A 24,812-nucleotide genomic window follows, 5' to 3' on the forward strand; every position below is an offset into this window, starting at 1 on the left:
AAGGAATAAGGGATTAGGGCATTGGGCAATGGGCAATGGGCAATGGGAGATTTTTTCCATGCCCTATGCCCCATGCCCCATGACGGCAGGTGCTACAACGGAGGGAACCTCCGCAACGCACTGCCTCCCCCATGCCCCATGCCCCATGCCCCATGCCCCATTCCCCATCCATGCATCAAAAACCATCTGTCAGTTTGATTCGGGCTACTTCCTACGAACAAGAGGCGTTACGGGAATCTTTAGCAACGCTGTTAGAACCTTTGGGTGGAATGCAGGCTTTTGTCAAACCAGGACAACGGGTTTTGCTAAAACCGAATTTACTCACGGGTGCGCGTCCGGGTAAAGAGTGTACCACCCGCGCCGAATTAGTTTATGAAGTAGCCAAGATGGTGATTGAGGCTGGTGGTAAGCCATTTTTGGGAGATAGTCCTGCTTTTGGGAGTGCTAAGGCAGTAGCGATCGCAAACAACTATCTCCCGATTACCCTTGAACTCAATCTTCCGATTATAGATTTTCACGGATCGCGTTACGAAACCGTCAACGAAAACTTTAACCATCTGCTGCTGTGCAAAGAAGCGATGGAAGCAGATGTAGTCATTAATTTGCCTAAGCTAAAATCTCATGCCCAACTAACCTTAACACTAGGCGTAAAAAACCTCTTTGGTTGCGTTCCCGGCAAAATGAAAGCTTGGTGGCACATGGAAGCGGGGAAAGATGCCAACCGATTTGGAGAAATGTTAGTAGAAACTGCTAGGGCAATTAACCCAGATTTAACTCTTTTAGATGGCATCATCGGTCATGAAGGTAATGGTCCCAGCGGTGGGGAACCTCGTCCACTCGGCGTTTTAGCGGCATCTGCAAATGTATTTGCCCTCGATAGGGCAATGGTAGAAGTCCTCAATGTTGCACCGGAACAAGTACCTACTCTCGCTGCGTCAAAGCGGTTGGGTTTATATCCGGAACTTGCGTCAATTGACTTTCCCCACTTACATCCTGACTCATTAAAAATAAATGATTGGCGTCTACCAGATAAATTAATGCCTATCGATTTTGGAATGCCTCGCGTCATTAAATCTACGTTTAAGCATCTTTACATCCGTTTTATCAAAGAACCGATGAGTGCTTATGGTAAAGGTTAGGGGAATGGGGAATGGGGAATGGGCATAGGGCATGGGGCATGGAAAGAATTGTATTAGAACCCGCAAAATCGAAAAGCCGCTTCTTTAATTCCCATTGCCCAATGCCCATTGCCCATTGCCCAATGCCCAATTCCCAATTCCCAATTAGCAACTATCCACAAATGCAAACTTCGCTACAACAATCTTCATTATTGGCAGAGTAAGCTGTAATTACCCTCCGATTGCTTAACCAGACCGCCCTATTTTAGTGGCGGTTTTTTTCGTTTCGTTTATTTATTAAATTGTTATAAGATTTATCATTTTTTTCCATCGTAATTTTTTTCAGCTTTTGACTGATAGCTTTATTAATTTTGATTTTGTATTAATCATTGACTTTTATATTAGGTAAAAGTATTTATACTCTACCTATATATAGATTGACAAAATTAAAGTAATATCACTCAGATTATCACTTCAAAGTTTTAAACATTTTTCTTCCTTATAATCACTGATTAACAATTTAAAACACTTTTGATTTATCTGTATTTATTCGGTGTGAATTATGATGAAAATTGATTATTGCTCAAGTTGCGATCGCCTCGACAAAAAATTCTCGTGTAACTACTTATAATTATCGAAAACACAGATACCTTGTGGGTAATTATTCGGTATGTATACTCGGTATTAAACAACAAGTTATCACCGCAAAACGCCCTTTGCAAAAGCGTTTTCGGATGTTGTCATTGTAAAAAATGAAGGAAAATCTCTTTTTTTAGTAATCTAAAATACAAAAATAATTGTAATTTTTAATGCTGTTGTTGCCCCAGATGCTGAATCTATCCATTACACCGTACCATGAAGTATATTGAGATATTAGTCACTAATAAAGAAGAGTAGCTCAATTGCGGCTTAGTATCAAATATCTTTGGTATGAAAAAAGAATATTATGACAGTTTAATAAGTGGATGATATTATTGAATACTAAATAGCCTATAATTTAAAAGTAGCTAAATATAACAGCAAGACTCTCAAGTATGAGAGTTGAGCAACAAGTGATGTGAAAACCTGCAATCTTCTATGAATTCAAATAGCCAGTCTGCCAATCCCGACACATATTCCCATCGTTTGGCAGACATTGTGGGAACAGCGATCGCTCTGTTAACTCTAACGTTACCAATCTTTGTCATCGCTAATTATTCTTCAACCAGCGTTCAGAATAATCAGCAACCCATTATGTACAACATAAAAACTAGTGAATATTAAACAAAAATTAACAGTATAATTCCAAAAACAAGAAAGTGATAACAGAAAGCTTTCTTTGGCGCGAATATTCGCGTCAGAATATCAGAGCGAATTTTTCATGACTCCGCTTTCGATAAGTCCGAGTATAAGTTTCCTGAGTTCAAAACTTGGGAAGCCGTTTAAACTTTTTTGAAAAGCTAGGGATTTAGGCACGCTTTGCATACTTAATTTATTGACAATGCAAAGATTCTCGATGAAGAAAGCATACTCCGCAAATGAAACCGTTTGAACTAAGTATTTTGGGATATGTCCATATTAGCCTAAAATTCTACACGGGGAGCCTTTCGGGTTCGCCAGTCCCCCATCGATCGCTCGCTTACCGCGCCCGTCGGGGGCTGGTCTCACCGTTGCGTGCGCCCATGATTCACTGTTAGCTGAGGATTTTTACTGTGGACTTATCCCGTATTCCTGCCCAACCTAAACCAGGTCTAATCAACGTTCTGATTGAAATTACTGGCGGAAGTAAAAATAAATACGAATACGACAAAGACTTACAAGCTTTTGCCCTAGACCGAGTACTTTATTCTTCGGTACAATATCCCTATGACTATGGTTTTGTACCCAACACGCTGGCTGATGATGGCGATCCGTTGGATGGGATGGTGATAATTGACGAGCCAACCTTTCCAGGGTGTATCATTGCAGCAAGACCGATTGGGATGTTAGAGATGATTGACGGGGGCGATCGCGATGAAAAAATTCTTTGCGTACCCGACAAAGATCCACGCTATAAAGACATCAGATCCCTCAAAGACCTACCAGCACACCGATTGGATGAAATTGCCGAATTTTTCCGCAGTTATAAAAATTTGGAAAAAAAGGTGACAGAAATTCGCGGTTGGCTAGATGTTGACCAGGTTATGCCCTTAGTAGAACAGTGCATCAAAGCTGGTAGCGAAAAAGGTCGAGATTCAGATTCGGAAACTACCTGAACAAATTAACCAAAGTCAAGAATTCAGAATTTGTGAAGTTAGCAATATCCCAATTTGAGTAAGGTTTCTTACTGCCACAAGCATTTTTCCTCCAGGCTCTATACTATGAGCAGGGGGTGCAAGCGATCGCCGTTTATTCATCCCAGGCAAAACGTAACATATTATGCTGACTCCTGAATTCTGAATACTGTATTCTTTCTTGATAGCTCAATTGGCACAAAACCCCTAAAAGTAATGCAGCGCACGCTCCTTTTGGCAAAAATTCACAACTGCACCCTCACGGGGGCAGATATCAATTACGTCGGTAGTATCAGCATCGACCAAGTTTTGTTAGATAAATCTGGCATTTTACCCTACGAGCAGGTGCAAGTAGTGAATGTTGCCAATGGCGAGCGTTTCATTACTTATGCGATCCCCGCTCCAGCCAACTCAGGAGCAATTGAATTAAATGGGGCTGCGGCACGTCTAGGCATTATCGGCGATCGCTTGATTATAATGGCTTACGGGCAGTTCACCACAGAAGAGTTAAAAAATTACTCTCCTACGGTTGTCATTGTAGATGAAAAAAACCGACTCTCCCAAGTGCGGCACTACGATGACCTGCTCAGTAAAGTCTAGTTATAAGCAAAATGTCAAATACTGAGTTGTCAGGTTCCCACAACGTCAAACAAACTACTTCAACCAACGATCCCGCCGAAGAATTTATCGTCCAATTCTGGGGTGTGCGGGGTTTAATAGCCACCCCCTGCGGCGATACTAGCCGCTATGGTGGTAATACTGCTTGTGTAGAAATGCGCGTAGCTGGAAAACGCTTGATTTTTGATGGCGGTACAGGTTTACGCATCCTGGGAAGAAGTTGGCTAGAACTCTCAGGTCCAGTAATAGCGCATTTATTTTTTACCAACTCTCAATCAAATCGCATCCAAGGCTTTCCTTTTTTTGCCCCTGCATTTGTTTCAGAAAATTGCTTTCATATTTACGGTACAGCTGCCTCAAATGGCGCTTCTATTAAGCAGTCTTTATGCGATCAGATGCTGCAACCGCATTTTCCTTATCCTTTGCAGGTGATGCAGGCAGAATTGCTGTTTAACAATTTGACTTCGGGTAGCAAGGTAATTTTAGACGATGTGACGATTGAAACTGCGTTGATCAATCAAAATCAGCGATCGGCAGGATACCGAGTTTCCTGGAAAAATTACAGCGTTGCCTACATGACAGATTTGTATCAGGGTGCCGACGAAATCGAGCTTGGATGTATTAAACAGCTAATTGAAGGCGTAGATTTGCTGATAGCTAATGCTACATACACTCCCCCAACAGCTCGCAGCCATGAATGCGCTGACTTACTTTGGAAAACTGCTGTGAATTTGGCTCATCAAGCTGGGGTGAAACGGTTAGTTATTTCACATCACCACCCAGACGATCGCGATGATTTTCTCGACTCTGTGCAAACAGAAATTAAAAATGCTTTTTCTGAAGCATTACTAGCCCGTGAAGGATTAATTTTACCTGTTGTGCCTCGAAATTAAACAGATGATTAAATCTCTTATTTAATCTTAAGCGATTAGACTTTCACTTTGTCAATCAAGAAAAGATTATCGTTTTGTGAAGGATGAAAGTCCTTTCTCAAATAATCTCTGGCGTTAAATAATGCTTTGTACAAAAATTTATCTTTAGTCAGCCAAAACTCAATAAATTCCTGCCATACTTTTCTATCGAAGAGTTTTCTGTCTTGATATAGCAATATCGCTAAACCCAAATTCAGAAACAATAAAATCAAAATATGGGCTACGAACATACCCACTTGACGCAACAGGTAATTATTAGTTGCATTTTGCAGCACATCATATAAAACTGTTTTGTGTTCAAGTTCTTCTAATGCGTGCCATTCAAAAAGTTGCTTTAACTCCGGTTCAGCTTCTGCAAATAAGTCAGTTTCTAAAGCAAACTCAGCTATCAAAGTTGTTAAATGTTCAATTCCGGCAGCAATGGCTAAATTGAAATTAAGACTCATTTGCCGTTCCAGAATATCAAAAAGAATAGTCTGTCCCCAGCGAATAAAAGTATCGAATTTATAGCCAGAAGCGCGTAAATTATTCCAGAATTTTGTATGCTGGTACGAATGTTGTCCTTCTTGACATATAAAAGCTTGAGCTTGTTGTTTCAGTTGCGGATTGTCAAGAAAGTTGATTCTTTTTTTGACATTCAGAATCAGATATTTTTCAATTTCCGGAGCGCTAATTGTAATGCTATTAAATAAGTGGGTTTTGAAAACACTTTGGTTAAACCAATATTTCTCAGTATTTGCGGAAAAATCAAAGTTTAATCGCCGTACTTCTATTTTGCTCATGTGCGATATTCCTCAAGTCGATGGGCATAAATAAACGATCCTGGTTCGTAGTGAGCCAGCGCGGTCTTGGGGGTCTCCCCCATGAGCGACTGGCGAACCCGAAGGGTGAGCGGTTTACCGCTCGTCGAGTCGGGATTTTAACGGCTAAAGCCGTTACTACGTTAAGGAGCGTTTATTTATGCCCATCTAGTTAATTTTAACAATTAAACTGCCTGATATACTGCTTTGGAAACCGAATTTACAACTTGAGTAAGTTCTTGAAGTTTTGCGGATACTGCGCCATTACTAAATAATTCTTCCGCTTTATTTATACCCGCTTGCATATCTGAAGAAATACCACTTCGCCATAGATAAAACCCGCCATTCCATAAGGCTGTTTGCATCAGTTCGGAAGGTTTTCCACTTAACACACATTGCATATCCGCTACTAGTTGTTCAGTAGTTTCCAGGGGTACATTCTTGGTAGTGAAGTTGTAGTCACGCGGAGCGAGAAGCAATCTTTCTATCGCTGTTAAACCTTGTTGTTGCGGTGCTAATGGTGCAGATAAGCCGATGATTGCAGTGCGATCGCGTGGTAAATCACAACTACCTTCCAATCCCTTTACTAATGTAAATTTGCTTACTCCCCGCAGCGTCAAAGCTTGTTGAAACATTCCTTCTGTGGGTGGATGCACAAACCCAGCAATAACATGAGCATCGCCAGCATAAGGACACCAAATTAACTCCATTGTCGCAAAAGGTGGACGCTTGCCTAGTTGGTCGCGGTACTCCCAAATACTATTAGTTAACGGAAAATGCCGAGGCGTATAAAGAAAGCCAATGCCCGTTTTTTCAAATATTTGCTGAGTTTTTTCTAGTGTCAGTGCAGTCCAATCAACTCCTAACTTCTGCCAAATTTCTACCAAGGGTATACCGTATTTTGTCGGCAGGCGATCGCCACCATGCATCACTACAGATTGTCCCGCAGAAGCTAACAGCAAAGCCGTCACCGGGCTGATGGGTGCGGTGCGGCTTCTGCCATCATAAGGTATACCTAAAACTATCACCGGACGCGCAGAGTTAATACTTTGCAGTAGTGGTCCTAGTTCTTCATAAGCATCCAACATTCCCGCTAACTCTTCCCCCGTGGGACGTTTGATGCGGTGGGCAATTAAAAACGCACCGATTTGCGCTGGTGTCGCTTCACCCAGCAGCATCATCTTCGTTGCCAAAGCTGCTTCCGCACGAGTTAAATTTTCTCCTGTGTGGTTTCCGCTGCCAACTTTCTTTAGTAATTCTCTAAATATATTGCTCATATGGGTAATGGGTAATGGGTAATGGGTAGTGGGTAATGGGTAGTGGGTAGTGGGTAATGGGTAGTGGATAGTGGGTAGTGGGAATTTTCTTCAGGGGAAAGAGTTGCATGGGAAAGAATTATTACCAATGCCCAATGCCCAATGCCCAATGCCCAATGCCCAATGCCCCATGCCCCATGCCCCATGCCCATTAACAATTAACAAGCCGATCGCTTTAATGAATCAAACTGTGGTGGTATATTTTCCTGCACCAATTGCCAAAAGTACTGGATGGGGGGAATTTGCAGGCGATCGCCTGTTGTCACCATGACAACGCGACGAGTTAAATTAGAATTATCTGACAAACTAGTGTTAGCATTGCAGGCTAAGGGACGAACTGCAAGGGTAGGGTCAAGACGTGCTTCGACTAATGCAGAGTGAGGTAGCAAAGCTATTAGTTCTCCTTGACGTACCACTCCCCGGAAAGCATCTAAAGTATTTACTTCTAAAGCTGCTTGAAGTGTGGCTTCTAGACGCTCAAATCTATCCTGCACCAAGCGTTGCATCCCATAACCATCTTTAAAAACTACTTGGGGATAACGAATTATTTCCGACCAAGAAACGCGATCGTGTTGCGCTAGGGGATGATTGGCGGCTAATAGTAATTCTATAGGTTCATCAAATAGCGTTTCTACCACCATTTCTCTAGCGGTGGTGAGAAAGCGATTATTCATGACAATTGCCATATCTACTAGTCCATCTTTGAGGACTTTTAAAGCGCGATCGCTTCCTAATGATGTTACTCGCAATTGCACATCTGGATATTCATGACAAAATTTTTGCAGAATTGGTGGTAGATAATAAGCACACAACGAGTGAATTACAGCGATACAAAGTTCTGGCTGCTTTCCTGCGACTAAATCTGCTAACTCTTGGGTGACACTTTGCCACTCTAAGCAAATTTTGCGGGCACGGGGTAGCATCCTCTCACCCCCCAAAGTCAGTTTTGCTTGTCCTGTTCTGTGAAACAATTCTAAGCCCAAATCTGCTTCCAGTGCCTGAATTTGGCGACTGATAGTTGATTGGGTGACACCACATTTTCTCGCTGCTTGTTGAAAGCTGCCAGTTTCTGCGATCGCTAGAAAGGCTTGCAACTGCTCTAGGCGCATTGTTATGTAGCCTGAATTACACTTTTGGCTTTAATTAGGTTAATGGATGTTAGCGCATATTTTAGTACTGTTTGTTACAACCTAATTTTTTTATATTTATCTTTGCCATTTTTCTGTAAATATTAGGCACTTTACAAAAATGCCTAAGTATGCGTTATAAATAATGCTTCAAGCAGTGCGTACTAAGAGGGAGCGACTTGTCGCGCTTACATCTCGTTTTCATCCACCCCTTTGCATTGAATATGAAGTTAACCTTTCAAGAATTCCTTCATTGGGACTATTTATATTTATTAATATTAAAATATTAAGTCCCGAATTATTCAGTAGGGTGTGTTATGCGGTTAGGAAGAGCGCACCGTTTTTATAATCTATTGCGATGCGTTAGGCTACATATACTACATATACTTAGATTTTTTTAAATATCAAAGCGGTGCGTTAGGCGTTCCGCCATAACGGACCCTACCCATACTAGACTGTTAATGGTGCGTTAGCTGCGAGAGTAGGGCACCCGACAATTTAATTTTCTTAACTGGTGCTGCTAATTATTCAGAAGTTAGCGTAGACGAACTTTGTTTGTATAACCGCGAATTCAATTCGTCAAGGCTGTCTTCAAGTCTTGGCACATTTTCTTTTTGAGTATTACCTATTGGCAATGTAACAATAAAAGTAGTTCCTACCCCAACTTCGCTTTTAACTGCAATTTTACCACCATGTAAATCAACACACTGTTTGACGATCGCTAATCCCAAACCTGTGCCGGGAATGTTTCCTACATTACTGGCACGATAAAATGACTCAAATAAATGCTGTTGGTCTTCTGGAGTAATGCCAATACCTTTATCTTTAATCTGAAAAATTACCTCTGATTCATTAGAAATTAATTCCAAATCGATTGGACTGTCTTTAGGTGAATACTTAATGGCATTTGTTAGTAAGTTAGTCAGAATATGTCGTAACAGCTTTTCATCAATACAAGCATTTATATATTTAGCTTCACAATCAAAGTTAATTATATTCTTATTAATCAATTGAGTTTCTTGAATCACTTGCTCGCAAAACTCAGTTAAATTAATTGGAATTTTATTTATTTTTTGCTTTCCTAATTCTCCTTTCGACAATAATAATATATCATCTAAAATATCTGTAATTTTTTTTACATAAACTTTAATTTTTAGGTAAAATTCCTGCTTTTTTTCTTCAGTTAATTTCTCGCTAGAACGGTGGAGGAGTATTTGTGCATAAGCTGAAATTGTATGTAGTGGATTGCGAATTTCATGAGAAGCTATGGAAATAAAGCGAGTTTTTATTTCGTTGATTTGTTGCAAATTATCGTTAGCTAGCTTCAATTCTAAAGACAATTTGCGCCTTTGAACCAGCATTTCTACCCGTGCGTGCAATTCCACTTTCTCTATGGGAGTAACAATCAGCTCATGTATACTTCGCCATAAATGCCGAGTCACCATCCCCACATCTCGGCGAGATGTAACTAATAAAAAAGGTAAAAATAACGGTTCTTGAGCTTTTTTAGTAGCTTGTAACCAATTACTGTATCGATCCAGCTTTCTAGCACAAATAATACACAAATCAAAAGATTGCTGCAAGCTAGGCAATTCATCATCAGAATCAGGTGAAAATACTTCGTAACGTGTTTCCAACCATTCCGATAGTAAGCGGCGATTCTCTTTATGTTCTATAATTAGCAAAATTTTACACATATCTAATCTCCCAACAAACTCTTAATCAACGCTAATAATTGTCGCATGACAAGCGGTTTAACCAGCATACTCCTAGCACCGTGAGCAACACTTTGAAGTTGAATTGTAGCGCTTTGTTTAGGCGAGATAACCAAAAAGGGAATTTGTTGATTTTGGAGTTGTTCGCAGCGTTCCCAAATAGTGCGATCGAAACCGGCAATATCTAACATAACTAACTTAATCTCCGATAATTCGCTTAATTGGCGATCTAATTCTGACAAACTATTAACACCAATGGTTTCATATCCTTGTTTGTTTAAAAATTGGTTAAGTAATTCCAGATTGCGGCTGTTGCTGTCTACGGTTAAAATCAGGGATTTTTCGCTCATTTTTCCCCTTCATAATTGTCCGCCCATTCGGGAGTGCCGCTGAGAATTTTTCTAAGTTTGCTGAGTGGTTTACCTACCTTGATACCGTAACGAGTTAGCTCAATTTCCCGTAATGTTTTTTCAAAGTCGGACAAGCGTTTCTTTAAAACGCCGATCGCTTTCCGCATTTCTCCTTTAATTTCTAAATAGCGCAGAAAAATGATGTTATCTGCAATGTAGCTGATCCCAATATCTGTTGCTCGAAATTCACCAGTGATGTGTTCCATCTCGTTAACGACAATCACCGTCACACCCATATTTTGCAAATATTTGCATAAAGCGTGCAAATTGGTAATTAAATTGTCACCGTGCATCGCCAATTGATAACCAGCAACGCTGTCAATCATCACAATCCGGGCTTGTTTCTCTTCTACCTCTTGACGCACGATATTAGCAAATTCATCGGCGCTTAAGTGCAATGGATCGATTGGCACAACTGACAGCGTGCCGAATTTAATCATAGCGTGAACTGGAATATTAACGCCTTCCGAACGAGCCACCAGAGCTTCTTCTGTCTCCTCAAAGGTGTAAATTACCGATCGCTCTCCTCTTCCTGCGGCTTCTTTCATAAACTGAAGTCCGATAGTAGTTTTGCCCACACCAGTAGGACCGGTTAAAAGAGTCACCGTACCGCGCTCTAAACCACCGTGCAGCAGTTGATCTAATTCTGGTACACCAGAGGCAATAGCCTGATTAGTATATTCGCGTTTGTAATTTTCTGGTTGCAGACGGGGGAAGATTTGCATTCCTTTATCGGTTAAGCGCACCGCATGAAAACCACCGCGAAAGTCAGAACCGCGAAATTTAGTAACTTGCAGCGTCCTACCTTTGCTATTGTTATGCAGGTGAATCACACCATCGCTCATAAATTGTAAATCTTCGTCCGGAGCAGATCGGCTCGCTTCAGAAGTGAAAATTACCGTCGCACCACCTTCTAACAAAAAGCGCATAAATGACAGCACTTGTTTGCGAAACTGAAAAGCGTCGGTAGACATATAGCGAAATTGCGTGATTGCATCCAGAAACACTCGCTGGGGTTTAATCTCATCCAGAGACTCGATTAATTTTTGAGTCGTTGGTTCTCGCTCTACCTCAGCCGGTGAGAATATATCATAAGTTTCCATTTGGCTGAAAAATTCCGCAGATGGGCTGAGATCCAAAAAGTGCATCGCTTCGGTGTTTAAACCAATCGCTGCACCATTACTTTTGATTTGTTCTGCCGGTTCACCGAAAGTTATATACATACTCGGTTCATCGTTGGCTACACCCACCGAGAGAAAATGCAGCCCTAGTGTAGTTTTACCAGAACCTGGACCGCCGCGCACCAAATAAGCTCGACCTGGGATAAAGCCACCATGAAGAACTTCGTCAAAACCTCGTATTCCAGTAGAGAGACGCTTTTGATTCATTTGTAAAATTTCCAATAATAAACTCCACCTCAAGAGGGGTGGAGTTGAAAAAAGTTTGTACCCATTAGATTGATACCATAAATCTTACAAATGTATTATTCTTTCATCTGGTTGGGAAATCCTCACTGGCTGTCAGGCTCAGATTGATAGAATTGAAGTAGTAGCACTACTGTTCAATTAAGCCATAGAGAAACATGCCTTCTTGCATTTCTGTTGAGAAAAAAAAGTTAAAAAATCCGCCTTTGTCACTTCACTATCTAGGCGATCGCGTTTTGCGTCAACCCGCGAAGCGCATTGCCAAAGTAGATGACGAACTTCGCCAACTGATACGCGAAATGCTGCAAACTATGTACAGCAAAGATGGTATTGGTTTAGCTGCACCCCAAGTTGCAGTTAACAAACAACTAATTGTCATCGACTGCGAACCGGATAATGCAGCTAATCCGCCACTTGTTTTAATTAACCCGACAATAAAACAGGTAAGTCGTGATATAGTTGTTGCTCAAGAAGGATGTCTCAGCATTCCCAACGTATATATAGATGTCAAGCGCCCAGAAGTTGTGGAAGTTGCATACAAAGATGAGAACGGGCGCCCTCGGACATTGAAAGCTGGCGATTTACTCGGACGCTGCATTCAGCACGAGATGGATCACCTCAACGGAGTGCTGTTTGTAGATCGCGTAGAAAATTCTTTGACGTTGAACCAGGAGTTATCCAAGAATGGCTTCTCCTATCAAGCTGTAAAACCAGTAGCATAAGGTAGTGTGAAGTATGATCATGACTCCAAAAAGCGGATTGTTTTTAGCAGGTTGTTGTATAACAGCGATCGCCGGTGTCGGTTCAGTATTTGAACTGTCTTCCGGACAACCCGATTTAGGTATGCAAACAACCGCAATCATTTTGGCATTAAGCATTCCCCTCACCGGATTATTTTTCTTTGCCGCAGTGCGAGATACAAAGGCTAACATTAAATAAGCATCAGGTACATAGAAAGGTAAAAGGTAAAAGGATGGACGGAATTTATTCTTTACCTTTTACCTTTTATTCTTCTTCAATTGCCCCTAAAGCTTTCAAAGTCATTTTTTGAGCCGCTGTTAACCCTGTTACACCAGAGATATTCATTCCTTGGTAAACTCTCTCAATTCTTAGAGTTTTTAGGCATTCACCGGTTTTAATATCCCAAAGCTTAATTGTTTCATCTTCGCTGCCACTCGCTAGGATAGAATTATCTGAGCCGAAGGTAAGCGATCGCACCCAACTGGTATGCCCCAGCAAAGTTTTCAGGCATTGTCCTGTGTGGATATCCCATAACTTCACTGTTTGATCGTCACCACTACTAGCCAAAATATGTCCATCAGGGCTGAAGGCGACAGACCATACACGACTCTTATGCCCCTGTAAATTTTTCAGGCATTGTCCTGTGCGGACATCCCATAACTTAACAATTTGGTCATCACCGCTACTAGCCAGAATTTCTCCATCTGGACTGAAGGCAACTTGCCATACCCAACTGGTATGCCCTCGCAAAGTTTTCAGGCACTTACCTTCACGGAAATCCCATAACTTCACGGTCTGGTCTTCACTACCGCTAGCCAAAGTTTGACCATCTGGGCTAAAGGCGACTGACCAGACCCAACTGGTATGCCCTTGCAAAGTTCTGAGGCATTGTCCTGTGTGAACATCCCATAACTTCACTGTTTGGTCGTCGCCGCAACTAGCCAGAGTATTACCATCTGGGCTGAAGGCAACCGACCTTACCCAACTAGTATGCCCTTGCAAGGTTATGAGGCATTTTCCCTCACGAATATCCCACAATTTCACAGTGCGATCATCACCACCACTAGCGAGAATATGACCGTCTGGGCTAAAAGCAACTGACCAGATCCAACTGGTATGCCCTTCCAAAGTTTTGAAACATTTACCCTGATGAATATCCCATAATCTAATTGTCTTATCGTCAGTACCACTTGCCAAGGTGCGACCATCTGGATTAAAAGCAATAGCTCGTACCCGACGGGTATACCCTTGTAAAGTTTTAATGCACTTACCCTCACGAATATCCTGAATATCCCATAACTTCACGGTCTGGTCTTCACTGCCACTCGCTAGAGTTTGACCATCTGGGCTGAAGGCAACTGACCATACCCAACTAGTATGCCCAGGTAATGTTTTAACGCACTTACCCTCAGGAATATCCCATAACTTCACGGTCTGGTCGTCACTGCAACTTGCGATGATATTACCATTGGGACTAAAGGCAACTGACCTGACCGAATTGGTATGCCCTTGCAGAGTTTTAAGGCACTTACCTTCACGAACATCCCATAGCTTAATAGTCTGGTCATCACTGCAACTTGCGATGATATTACCATTGGGACTAAAGGCAACTGACCTGATCCATCCGGTATGTCCTTGCAGAGTTTTCAGGCACTTACCTTTACCAACGTCCCACAACTTCACTGTTTTGTCTTCACTGCCACTAGCCAAGATATTACCATCAGGATTGAAGGCAACTGGCCATACGCAACTGGTATGCCCTTCCAAAGTTTTGAGGCATTGTCCTGTGTGAATATTCCATAGCTTAACGGTGCGATCTTCGCTGCCACTAGCCAGAATGTTACCATCGGGACTGAAAGTGGCTGACCGTACCCGATCGCTATGTCCTTGCAAAGTTCTGAGCCACTTACCTTCACGAACATCCCACAACTTCACTGTTTGGTCTTCACTAGCACTAGCCAAAGTCTGACTATCTGGACTGAACGCAACTGACCATATACGGCTGGTATGTCCCGATAAGGTGAAAATTTCTCTAGTATCAGCAACTTGCCATAAATGAGTTTTCGCATCAGCATCGCCTGCTGCTAATAGTTTACCATCTGAACTAAATGCTACTGAAGTAATAATACTTAAGGTTTCAGAAAAGGCGGACTTAGCTAAATCGGCGTTGGCAAAATTAACATTATGCAAATTCACACCTTGTAAGTAGGCTTGCCAAACGGTCAGATTGGAAAAGTTATAGCCAGTTAAATCTGTTTGCATTTGACACAGCAAATTGATAACATTGCCGATCGCATATCCTGGTTGTGGTAGAGATTTTTCTTGGAGTTTTGATAAAATTTGAGTCAGCTTGTGTTCAATACTTTTAGTCAGTCTAAAAATAGTGTTTAACCTCTTAAGCACTGGTGTAAGTATGAGGTTAATTTGAGCGTTCCTAATATAATCTTTGGCAGTAGCCTCACTTAGCGGATGACTCATGAATAGAGTCATTTCACCTGTGTTGATTTCTTGAGCAACTTTTTCAACTAACATCTCGGTGATGTACTCCATCACCACAGGTTGAAGGGTGAAAAGTGCAGCGTTCTGCTCAATTAGCGATCGCCTTCTTAGCGATTCCAAAGCCTCCAGTATTTCCCTTTTTATCAAGGGACGCACAATATCATCCAGTAAATCTTCTAGTGAAACTGGTTCACGCTTGATTGCCAACCAGTAGATGATTTCTTTTTCTAGATCGGATGTACGCTCAAATTGCTGATCTAATAAATTACGGGTGTCGCCAAAAATTATCTCGCGTTCATTTAAAAAGGCAGCGATATTACCGCCAAATAACTCCCCAATCGTCTCAGAAACTCCTTTTAATGCGAGGGGATTGCCGGAATACTTCTTAACTAGCTCTGCCCATTCCCCCTGAGAACCCAACAAGCCTTTATCTTTGAGAATTTCTTGCCCTTCTGTAGGTTCCAAACCTGTTAAAGATAGCGTTCTCACTGGTGATGCTTCTCCCTCTAGGGGTGCAAATTCTTTCGGTTTTTCACGAGAAGTTAGCACTAAACAGCTTTTATGAGCTTCTTCACCGACTCGTCTGAGTAGTTCACCATAACCCTCATATCCTTCTTTATACTGCCCAGCGCGTGAAGCAAAGCTATTGCCCTTAGGCAAATCGCCTCCTTGCATAATTGTCTCTGCATTATCTAATACCAAAAGACTGCGCTGCTTTCGTAAATAATCAATCAGCAGTGTAATTCTTCCGTCTACGGTTTCTGGTAAATCTGTTTCTTGCTCATTAGACAAAAATCGGATCAAGTTCCCTAAGAAGTCTGTGACGGGTGGAGCATTGCGGAGAGTTCGCCAAATCACATACTCAAAATCCTTTACTTCGTCTGCCAACTTTACAGACAAAGTAGTTTTGCCAATTCCCCCCATGCCCAATATTGCTACCAGTCGGCAGTTATCCTTGACAATCCACTGCTTTAACTTAGACAGTTCTAATTCTCGTCCGTAGAAGACACCACCGATACTAGGTGCTTCCCCCCAATCTGGAGGCTTGCTAGCTATTGTTACTTTATATTCTTCTCTATCTGTAGGCGGTGAGGCTTTGACAATCTGGGATTTCTGGTTTTGAGTTCGCTCCAGTACAGCCTGAAGAGTATTTTTAGTAACTTTTTCTCCTAACACCGTGGAAAGGAGATTCCATAGGTTAGGAGCAACATTTCGCATAATGTGGTCAAGACCACAGCGGTTAGGGCAATCCTTGTGAATCTCCTTGTAACTTTTACCTTGCCAAGCTCCCTTGAATATAGCCCTTTGCAGATCATTCAATGGTTTTGTTTCCTTTTCAAAAACTAAGTAATCTGCAATCTTTAGTGCTTCTTCAGCGTCCATGATTGGCAAAAGGTAAAAATTTACTTTCTATTCTAAACTAAAGTTCAGGAAAGTTCAGTTTTATTGGCTTGACTACTAATCCTTGATTTCACTGACTTGTGGATTCTTGGCTTGGACAATCACAATGTTGGCATGGGTTGAGTAAACCCGCTTTGAAGTTACAAAACAGGATTGAGCCAAGCAATATGCAAGACAAAGTAAAATCCCGAAAGCAAGACCCTAACCAGAAAGTCCCTATTTTAGACCGTATCGTAGCCGCATTTGCAATCATCGCCTCGATTGCCCAAGTTATCGGGGTGGGTGTCCAAATTGCTGAGTACATTAACAGCCAACCAGAGTCACATGTACATATTAATCCACAGAACTACCCCAAAATTAACTCACACAAAGTAGCCCCGTAGTTAGTCCACCACTTTTATTGATCGCTTTTTTTAGCAAACAGTGATCGCTTCTCGATCCAAAGCGATTACTGATGCTTACAAACCGGCAATCGCTTTTAAAATATAAGAATGCTTTCAACTCAACCTCAACTACTACGACTTTCTCAAGGACAACTCAACTTACTAGAACGTTGTCCCCGTCAGTTTCAACATACCTATTTACAACAACTCAATTCTCCCTTAGATCCAGAACACCAAGAACGGCAAACTTTAGGTAGTCGCTTTCACCGGCTAATGCAGCAGCGAGAAATGGGTTTGCCAATTGACAGTTTTCTCCAAGAAGACGCGCAACTACAAAGCTGGATGTCGGCTTTTGCCAATGCAGCACCAGAAATTTTAACTTCTGCGAATAGCGAAGCTTTCCGCGACAGCGAACATTACCGCACTCTGCAAGTTCAAAATTATTTGCTCACGGTTATCTATGATTTATTGATTGCAGATAACCTGCAAGCGCAAATTCTCGATTGGAAAACTTATCCCAAACCGCCAAACAAACGCAAGTTAGAAAAAAATTGGCAGACACGTCTTTATATGTACGTATTGGCTGAAACCAGCGAATACCCACCAGAAAATATTTCTATGACTTACTGGTTTGTCCAATCTGAAGGCAAACCGCAAAGTATTAAGTTTAGTTACAGTACTGCCGCACACGAACAAACAGCAAGAAAGCTAAATCAGCTATTAAGCAAGTTAACTAATTGGTTAGAACGTTATCAACAGGGAGAAGAATTTCCGCAAGTAGCAGAAGGTAATAAAGCTTGTGAATATTGTCAGTTTACCACTCGATGCGATCGCGATCGCGCACAAGCCTCTACTGATGTCATATCTGCGGCAAATCCCGCTTCTAGCATAGACAACACCCTACTCAATCTCGCTAACATTCAAGAAGTAACTTTATAAACGCACTAGGGATTAGGAAGATGGGGACAACCATCCACTAACAACCATCCACTAACAACCATCCACTAACAACCATCCACTAACAACCATCCACTAACAACTTTTACATTTTTAATTTCAATGCAGTGGAATCTTATCGCAACCGAACAACCGCCAGAATCATTCATCGAAGCGGTAAAACACTACACCCCCAATAAAAACGGACATTACGCAGCGCAATTATTGTGGCAACGAGGCATCAAAGACACAACACAACTAGCAGAGTTTGTCAACCCTCAAGCTTATCAACCCGCGAGTCCGTTTGAGTTTGGCGAAGAAATGCTCTTAGCGGTGAGACGTTTGAAACAAGCGCGGGATGAAAAGGAAAAAATCGTTATTTGGGGAGACTTTGATGCTGATGGTATCACCTCCACTGCGGTGCTGTGGGATGGTTTAGGACAGTTTTTTCCCCAAAATACGCAACTTAATTACTACATTCCCAACCGTTTAACAGAATCCCACGGACTGAATATTCAAGGTATTGAGAAGCTGGCAAAACAAGCTTGCAAATTAATAGTTACTTGCGACACCGGCAGCACAAATATCAGTGAAATTATTTATGCTAAAAAACAAGGGATAGATATTATTGTTACAGACCACCACACCTTGCCTGCTGAACGTCCACCAGTCACAGCAATTATCAATCCGCGCTATCTGCTAAATACACATCCATTATTCCATCTTTCTGGGGTGGCGGTAGCTTACAAGTTGGTTGAAGCGCTTTATCAAAGCTTACCGAAAGTACCTCAACAACCACTGGAAGATTTATTAGATTTAGTAGCAGTGGGATTAATTGCGGACTTAGTGCAGTTAAGTGGAGATTGTCGCTACTTAGCGCAGTTGGGAATTCAAAAATTGCAAGAAGACTTTAAACAGCCAGCAGCAACGAGAAGGCGTCCGGGGGTAGGGCGATTATTAGAATTATGTCAGAAAAGTGGCGATCGCCCCACAGATATTTCCTTCGGTTTGGGTCCGCGAATCAACGCCGTCAGCCGCATTCAAGGCGATGCTTCTTTTTGCGTAGAACTACTGACTAGTCGCCACGAAAAGCGCGTAAATAAACTAGCAGAAGAAACAGAATTAGCAAACAGCCGCCGTAAATCTTTACAGAAAGACGTTGCCCAACAAGTAACTCAAAAGCTTGCCCAAATAGACTTATCAACCACCAGCGTCATCGTTTTAGAAGATCCTCAATGGGCAGTTGGTGTCTTAGGCTTAGTAGCTGGGCAAGTAGCACAAGAGACAGGACGACCGACGATTTTGTTGAGTACGGAGGAAGACAAGGAGACAAGGGGAGATGGAGACAAAGGGACAAGGGGACAAGGGGAACAAAAAATAATTTCTCCCCCTCTCCTTGTCTCCCCCTCCCCTTGTCTCCCCCTCCCCCCCTCCCCCCCTCCTCTTGCCCGTGGTTCTGCTCGTTCGGTAAACTCAGTTGACTTGTATCAATTGGTGAAAGACCAAGCACATTTGTTACATCGCTTTGGGGGACATCCTTTTGCAGCGGGGTTGAGTTTGCCGGTGGAGAATATTCCTTTATTTACAGAAGCGATTAATCAACGCTTGCGGCAAACTTTAGGAGGGGCAACTTTAACACCAACAATACAAGCAGACTTGGCGGTAACGGTAGCAGATTTGGGAAAAGAGTTATTTTATGAACTGAAGTTACTTGAACCGTGCGGAATGGGAAATCCTGTACCGAAACTACTAATTGAAAATTGCTGGTTTGAAAATTCATGGAATCGCAATCAGCAAGATTCGCGGGGGAAAAAGGTACAGTATATTAAAACAGATTTTGATATTCGCGATGATTCTATCAGAAGCAGTTTTCCTGGCATTTGGTGGGGACACTACAAAGATGAATTACCGATGGGAAGGTGTGATTGCATCGCGGAATTAGATTACAACACCTTCAAAAAACGCTATGAAATTAGATTAATTGCCGTGCGAAGAAATGAAAACTCAATATTTCAACACGCGGTTAACTCCTCACCATTAATAGTAGACTGGCGAAATGTTTCTACTCAAGAAGACTCAGCACTTTTAGTTAAAGAGTGTCCTACAAGTTGGGATGATTTAAGAGCATGGTTAAGGCGATCGCTTTACAATCAACAACAACTAGCGATCGCTTGGTCTAAACCTGAGAACAAAGCACCTGAGCAAATTTGGCTTACCCTCGTGGGAATTGCTAAATACCTCAGTCGCACAAATCAAACAGTTACTCGCTTACAGCTTTTAGAAAAACTCGGCATTAAAGACCAAACTTTGTATTTTGGATTTAGAGCTTTAAAATGCTTAGGATTCTCAATCACTCGAGTTGATCGTAACTTGCAAATGAGCTTGCATTCTACCAATATTGCTGAAACTCAAGCCGATGCTGCCGTTGAACAATTTTTAGCCACAGTGCGAGAAGAACAATTTCAACGCCAATATTTTGCCGAAGTTCCTCTATCTACTATTATGGCGATCGCCTCTCAAATACTCAATTAGTTAAATTTGTAGGGTGCGTTAAAGCGCAACGCAACGCACCATTTATTTGGGTGTTGTCCAGATCCCCGACTTCTCAAATAAGTCGGGGATCTAACAGCTGCATATACGATCAAAGTATTAAATGACTGGCAATCAGAAAAATGCTACAGTACAATCCGCTAGACTGCTTACCCGCTGCTGAGGATTTGCTCGAACCTGACAATGCCCCTGTGAACAATGAATTACAATATTCAATTCTCAGTTTACTCAAAGCCATACTAGCTTTTGTCTGGGCAGACCGTATGGACTGGTTCTTTGGCGTTTATATGGCAATTTATCAACATTACAATCAGCCGCCGATTATACCAGATGGGTTTTTGAGTCTCGGCGTGGAACGATTTGTAGAAGAGGATCTGCGTTTAAGTTATGATCTTTACGAAGAAGAGCGCGTACCAATTATGGCGCTAGAAGTGCTTTTTGATCAATTGCGCGGTGAATACAGCACTAAGAAACAATTTTATACTCAATTAGAAGTTTTATATTATGTCATTTACAATCCCCTGCGACGGAGAACCCCGACTTTAACGGTTTATCGTTTGGTAAATGGGAAGTATCAATTGCAGGCAAGAAATCCCGTTTGGCTACCGAAAATTGGTTTAGGAATTGGCTGTGAACAGGGAACATATCAAGGCATTACACGCGAGTGGCTTTACTGGTATAACGAGCAAGGCAAGCGTTTATTAACACCAGAAGAACAAGTTAAAGTCTTGGCAGAACGTCTAAAATCCTTCGGTGTAGATCCAGATTCTTTGGTTTAGAATGTGCTTCTGGCTGAATTATCTCGGCTGCCAGCTATGACAACCAAGGCACAAGTCTAAAAAACTGGTGAACGAGTCTTTTAGTGAGATGAACGAGTCTTTTAGTGAGATGAATGAGTCTTTTAGGGAGATGAACGAGTCTTTTAGTGAGATGAATAAGTCTTTGAGTGAGATGAATGAGTCTTTGAGTGAGATGAATGAGTCTTTGAGTGAGATGAATGAGTCTTTGAGTGAGATGAATGAGTCTTTGAGTGAGATGAATGAGTATTAAAGACTCATTAATGAGGTTAAAAGACTCTTTAATGAGTATCAAAGACTCTTTAATGAGGTTCAAAGACTCTTTAATGAGTATCAAAGACTCTTTAATGAGGTTAAAGACTCTTTAATGAGTAGGACTTACGCAAAATACCTCTCAAGCTCTTATTTCTTCGTGTCCTTCGTGTCTTCGCGGTTCGTTTTTCCATGAAGGAGTGCGTAAGTCCTGATGAGGTTAAAAGACTCTTTAATGAGTCAGCTTAACGCAAAATAGGCGGATCGCTTACACCAATTCTTCAAAATAGGCAACAGATGCCAACCTGAAAAGCCAGATTAAATTCCGACTTTCTTAATTACAAATTACGAATTACGAATTAAACCTTGCACTCTCGCTACAGCTTGCCTAACTCCCTCAGCATCAGGAGATTGGATACGCTGCAATATTTCCAAGGCTGGCTGCAAATAATCTAAAGCTTTATTGTAATTGCCCTGTTGCTCTGCTATACCCCCTAACCACCACAACGTCGCTGCCTTAGTTTGGACATCGCCGATTTGTTCTGTGATAGCAAGGGATTGTTGAAAAAGGGCGATCGCTTCTTCTATTTCTCCTGTATAGGCTTTGAGTCTCCCCATTTCGTGCAACGTCGCTGCCTTACCTTGGACATTGCCGATTTGTTCTGTGATAGCAAGGGATTGTTCATAAAGAGCGATCGCTTCCTCTATTTCTCCTTTATTGGCTTTGAGCGTTCCCAAACAGTGCAACGTCGCTGCCTTACCTTGGACATTGCCGATTTGTTCATCGATAGCCAGGACTTGTTGATAAAGAGCGATCGCATCTTCTATTTCTCCTTTATTGGCTTTGAGTCTCCCCATTTCGTGCAACGTCGCTGCCTTACCTTGAACATCGCCGATTTGTTCATCGATAGCCAGGGATTGTTGATAAAGGGCGATCGCTTGTTCTATTTCTCCTGTATTGGCTTTGAGCATCCCCAAATGATGATTAATTGATGCTTGTTCTTCTTTGTCTTCTGAGGGACAAAGGTTTAACGCTTGTTGATAATGTTCTAGTGCCTTATCAACTTCACCAAGTTGACTCTCACAAAAACCCATCTCCTTGAGAACGCGATAATCTTCAGTAATTTCTAAGGTTGATTTGCACAGCTGCACCGCTTCCCTGAATCGACTCTGTTGCGACCAGCGATTTGCTAAACTGCTTGCTATTTCTGCGGCTTTTTCTTCTTCCTTACCCAACAACGCCAACCGATGAATTTCTAGCTTTTGTTCCTCAATTGGTGTTTCCGTCTCTTCCCACCAAAGGCGATACAACACCTCAGCCGCTTGCTTATATAAAGCTTCCCCATCTCCTGCTAACTGCACAGGCAAAATGCGCGGCACTCGTAACGCCTGATCGTGGCTCACTTCCAACAGTCCCAACGCCACTGCCCGACTAATATAATGTTCCAAATTGGGGATAGTGTCACAAACTGCGGCTAAAGCTTCCCTCGGTACTGGCAACTCAAACACCAAACCCCGTGACAACATCTCCCGCATAGTTATATCCATCTGTTCCAGCAGCGCTTCTGCCAAAACTTGCTCTCGCAACTCCACCGGATCTGCTGCCAAACTATTCAAAATTGCCGCTTGATCAACTGTTGTATTTTGCAAAATCTCATCATGCAACCATTCCAGCAAGCGGGGATTACCATCCGCCAATTTCTGCGCTTGCGACTTTAACGCCTCATCCACCTGAGATTTAGCATTAAAGGCTGTGAGGCGATTAAACTTTTTTTGCAAATCTGCCCCTTGCAGTGCATCCAACGGCTGCTTGTGGAAATGCTGCAACTGGCTAAATTCAAAATCGTAACGGCAGGTAATAATGATGCGGTGGGAAGTTGAATTTTCTCTAATTGCCCAAACTAAAGCTTTCATTACCTCTGGTGCTTCCGCTTGCAGCACATAACTCTCATTGCGGGGTTCTAAATTTCCTTCAAAGTCATCCAGCACCAACAAAAACGGTTTTGATACCTCATGCAACTGCTGGAAAACTCGCCGCAATCGAAATCTCAATTCTTCATCGTAATTTTGTAAGCTTTTGCGTTGTTCGTTGTCATCCAACTTTTCTGTTAAGCGACTCACCAAACTAGCTTCATCGATTCTTCCCAACCAAACAACACGCTGAAAATTCGGTAGTCTGTCACAAAGCCTAGCTGCTAAACTACTTTTACCCAAACCGCCCATCCCATGAATCAACACTCCAATTTCATCGCTTGATTGTGTCAGCACTCTTAAACAATTTTGCAATTGCCGACGACGACCAACAAAACTTTCCCGCGTCGGGACTTTAACTTGACCCGCAGGATCTAAAAACTGGGTAGTAACAGAAAGCGGTGGTGCTGGTTTCCGTCCAGGTTTCCCCTTGGGTGTAACTAAAGAACTTGGTAAATTGCCTGCTGCATACAGCCGCAATAAATGCCAATCCCGCGCTTTGTTGTTAATTAATGCTTGGTAAGTACAAGCAAGAGCTTCGGTGATTTGCTTTCCGGCAGACAATTCCTGATACAATGCAGCAGCTGCGGCTGTAGCTTCAGGATCTAAAACCTTTTGACCCCAACCCAAAACCGCTTTTGCACCCGATTTCAGCAACTCTTCTGCCATCGAAGGCACTGAACCGGAATTGCCTGCTTGCCCAGTGCGACAACCAGAGAGAAATATAAGTTTCGGCAGTCGAAATTGTAATTCTTGGGCAATATCCCCAGCACTCGCATAGTAAGCTTCACCTGTTGCCGTTTCTGTAATGAAGCGGGGTTGCCCATCTTGTAGAGTAGCATGACCCGTCAGGTGTAAAACATCAAAATAATCTTTGTCGTAACCATCGACTAAATAACCCAACTCCGACAAACAGCCGCTTTCTTCCACCGTCAAAGCTAAAGGTTGCCGCTTTGTCGCTTCCAGAATTCGTGCTTCCTCTGCCTCAAAATCCAGCACAGGTTTGACATCCAGGGGCGAAGTTGCCATAAACACAACTTGCAAAGCCCGGTTTTCTGCTTCCCCTTCAATGGTCAATTTTTTTACCGTGCTATCCGACACCCAGCGCACCGGGACAATAGCCGGGACATGCTGCACCAAAAAGCGATTACCATCGTGCAGCACTTCCCAAGGCAGATGGGCAAGTTTTTCAGATGTGGCGATCGCCAGCACAATCCCTTCCCGCCGATACTTATCTAGCAACAGTTGTAGAGTGCGATCGCTTCCATCCAACCACTTATACAACCGCCGTCCAGTTACTGTATAATCTTCTGGTAAATCCGAAACGTAATAATCTCTTTCCGCTAATTTAATCAAATCGGCGATTTCTGTTAGAGGAAGCGATCGCTTCTCATACTGGTTGGGATTATCAATAAAGTAACGTAGCTCTACGTAATTCTCAGCAACTTGCTTAAGGTCGAGGTGGAGTGTCTGCACATTCTTGCACTACAACTTTGAGACTTCAGTATTTTCCTCAAGTCTATCACCCCCAATTCCGGAGACGCGATTTGTAATACCATTTCTATATGAA

At 42.3% G+C, this 24,812-nt stretch carries 22 protein-coding genes; 14 read left to right on the top strand and 8 right to left on the bottom strand.

Translation table 11 applies throughout. The features are described from left to right. Positions 1 to 21: 21 nt before the first annotated feature. The 7 genes from AABK37_RS05650 to AABK37_RS05680 all read left to right on the top strand — a co-directional run bounded on the left by AABK37_RS05650 (position 22) and on the right by AABK37_RS05680 (position 4,881). Positions 22 to 198 (top strand): hypothetical protein, encoded by a 177-nt coding sequence (locus AABK37_RS05650; RefSeq protein WP_432550616.1) that lies wholly within the window; start codon positions 22 to 24, stop codon positions 196 to 198. After that, on the top strand, positions 153 to 1,139 hold the full coding sequence (locus AABK37_RS05655) for a DUF362 domain-containing protein (protein ID WP_432550648.1): 987 nt from the start codon (positions 153 to 155) through the stop codon (positions 1,137 to 1,139). Before AABK37_RS05650 ends, AABK37_RS05655 begins: the two co-directional genes overlap by 46 nt. 11 nt (positions 1,140 to 1,150) lie before the next feature. Then, positions 1,151 to 1,342 (top strand): hypothetical protein, encoded by a 192-nt coding sequence (locus AABK37_RS05660; protein ID WP_432550617.1) that lies wholly within the window; start codon positions 1,151 to 1,153, stop codon positions 1,340 to 1,342. 853 nt (positions 1,343 to 2,195) lie between these two features. Next, positions 2,196 to 2,381, top strand: coding sequence for a hypothetical protein (locus tag AABK37_RS05665; protein ID WP_432550618.1), 186 nt, complete (start codon positions 2,196 to 2,198; stop codon positions 2,379 to 2,381). A gap of 428 nt (positions 2,382 to 2,809) precedes the next feature. Beyond that, entirely contained in the window at positions 2,810 to 3,352 is a 543-nt protein-coding gene (locus AABK37_RS05670) for an inorganic diphosphatase (protein WP_432550619.1), read from the top strand. Between the two features lie 234 nt (positions 3,353 to 3,586). Next, positions 3,587 to 3,970 (top strand): aspartate 1-decarboxylase, encoded by a 384-nt coding sequence (panD, locus tag AABK37_RS05675; protein WP_432550620.1) that lies wholly within the window; start codon positions 3,587 to 3,589, stop codon positions 3,968 to 3,970. An 11-nt stretch (positions 3,971 to 3,981) separates the two neighbouring features. Further along, a complete protein-coding gene (locus AABK37_RS05680) occupies positions 3,982 to 4,881 on the top strand; it encodes an MBL fold metallo-hydrolase (RefSeq protein WP_432550621.1) in 900 nt (299 codons plus the stop codon). Positions 4,882 to 4,916: 35 nt separating this feature from the next. Here AABK37_RS05680 and AABK37_RS05685 read toward each other — a convergent pair whose 3' ends face one another. From AABK37_RS05685 to AABK37_RS05710, 6 genes are all read right to left on the bottom strand, one after another. After that, entirely contained in the window at positions 4,917 to 5,702 is a 786-nt protein-coding gene (locus AABK37_RS05685) for a metal-dependent hydrolase (RefSeq protein WP_432550622.1), read from the bottom strand. Positions 5,703 to 5,905: 203 nt separating this feature from the next. Next, positions 5,906 to 6,997: an anthranilate phosphoribosyltransferase family protein gene (locus AABK37_RS05690; RefSeq protein ID WP_432550623.1), complete on the bottom strand. Its 1,092-nt coding sequence runs from the start codon at positions 6,995 to 6,997 to the stop codon at positions 5,906 to 5,908. 197 nt (positions 6,998 to 7,194) lie between these two features. Next, positions 7,195 to 8,145 (bottom strand): LysR family transcriptional regulator, encoded by a 951-nt coding sequence (locus AABK37_RS05695; protein ID WP_432550624.1) that lies wholly within the window; start codon positions 8,143 to 8,145, stop codon positions 7,195 to 7,197. 542 nt (positions 8,146 to 8,687) lie between these two features. After that, positions 8,688 to 9,860 (bottom strand): ATP-binding protein, encoded by a 1,173-nt coding sequence (locus AABK37_RS05700; protein WP_432550625.1) that lies wholly within the window; start codon positions 9,858 to 9,860, stop codon positions 8,688 to 8,690. Between the two features lie 2 nt (positions 9,861 to 9,862). Further along, the gene (locus tag AABK37_RS05705) at positions 9,863 to 10,228 is read right to left on the bottom strand and encodes a response regulator (RefSeq protein WP_432550626.1); all 366 of its coding nucleotides are present in this window, start codon (positions 10,226 to 10,228) and stop codon (positions 9,863 to 9,865) included. After that, a complete protein-coding gene (locus AABK37_RS05710; RefSeq protein WP_432550627.1) occupies positions 10,225 to 11,676 on the bottom strand; it encodes an ATPase domain-containing protein in 1,452 nt (483 codons plus the stop codon). The genes AABK37_RS05705 and AABK37_RS05710 overlap by 4 nt, the downstream gene beginning before the upstream one ends. Before the next feature lie 194 nt (positions 11,677 to 11,870). Here AABK37_RS05710 and def point away from each other — a divergent pair, with 194 nt between their 5' ends. Together def and AABK37_RS05720 are read left to right on the top strand one after the other, a co-directional pair. After that, positions 11,871 to 12,434 carry a peptide deformylase gene (def, locus tag AABK37_RS05715; protein WP_432550628.1) on the top strand — a complete coding sequence of 188 codons (564 nt, stop codon included), beginning with the start codon at positions 11,871 to 11,873 and terminating at the stop codon, positions 12,432 to 12,434. A gap of 13 nt (positions 12,435 to 12,447) precedes the next feature. Then, positions 12,448 to 12,651 carry a hypothetical protein gene (locus AABK37_RS05720; RefSeq protein WP_432550629.1) on the top strand — a complete coding sequence of 68 codons (204 nt, stop codon included), beginning with the start codon at positions 12,448 to 12,450 and terminating at the stop codon, positions 12,649 to 12,651. Positions 12,652 to 12,717: 66 nt separating this feature from the next. Here the strand turns inward: AABK37_RS05720 and AABK37_RS05725 are convergent, their stop codons facing one another. Beyond that, the gene (locus AABK37_RS05725; RefSeq protein WP_432550630.1) at positions 12,718 to 16,335 is read right to left on the bottom strand and encodes an NB-ARC domain-containing protein; all 3,618 of its coding nucleotides are present in this window, start codon (positions 16,333 to 16,335) and stop codon (positions 12,718 to 12,720) included. Between the two features lie 185 nt (positions 16,336 to 16,520). Between AABK37_RS05725 and AABK37_RS05730 the strand changes: the two genes are divergently transcribed. The 5 genes from AABK37_RS05730 to AABK37_RS05750 all read left to right on the top strand — a co-directional run bounded on the left by AABK37_RS05730 (position 16,521) and on the right by AABK37_RS05750 (position 21,272). Continuing rightward, on the top strand, positions 16,521 to 16,736 hold the full coding sequence (locus AABK37_RS05730; protein ID WP_432550631.1) for a hypothetical protein: 216 nt from the start codon (positions 16,521 to 16,523) through the stop codon (positions 16,734 to 16,736). A 108-nt stretch (positions 16,737 to 16,844) separates the two neighbouring features. Next, positions 16,845 to 17,675 (top strand): PD-(D/E)XK nuclease family protein, encoded by an 831-nt coding sequence (locus AABK37_RS05735; protein WP_432550632.1) that lies wholly within the window; start codon positions 16,845 to 16,847, stop codon positions 17,673 to 17,675. A gap of 120 nt (positions 17,676 to 17,795) precedes the next feature. Then, positions 17,796 to 20,204, top strand: coding sequence for a single-stranded-DNA-specific exonuclease RecJ (locus tag AABK37_RS05740; RefSeq protein ID WP_432550633.1), 2,409 nt, complete (start codon positions 17,796 to 17,798; stop codon positions 20,202 to 20,204). 140 nt (positions 20,205 to 20,344) lie between these two features. Next, complete coding sequence (locus AABK37_RS05745; RefSeq protein ID WP_432550634.1) at positions 20,345 to 21,001, top strand: Uma2 family endonuclease; 657 nt, start codon at positions 20,345 to 20,347, stop codon at positions 20,999 to 21,001. A gap of 67 nt (positions 21,002 to 21,068) precedes the next feature. Continuing rightward, positions 21,069 to 21,272 (top strand): hypothetical protein, encoded by a 204-nt coding sequence (locus tag AABK37_RS05750; protein ID WP_432550635.1) that lies wholly within the window; start codon positions 21,069 to 21,071, stop codon positions 21,270 to 21,272. Between the two features lie 344 nt (positions 21,273 to 21,616). On the opposite strand, the gene AABK37_RS05755 is transcribed toward AABK37_RS05750, so the two are convergent. After that, complete coding sequence (locus tag AABK37_RS05755) at positions 21,617 to 24,718, bottom strand: tetratricopeptide repeat protein (protein ID WP_432550636.1); 3,102 nt, start codon at positions 24,716 to 24,718, stop codon at positions 21,617 to 21,619. Positions 24,719 to 24,812 lie beyond the last annotated feature (94 nt).

The organism is Tolypothrix sp. VBCCA 56010 (genome assembly GCF_050875635.1).
GTDB lineage: Bacteria > Cyanobacteriota > Cyanobacteriia > Cyanobacteriales > Nostocaceae > Hassallia.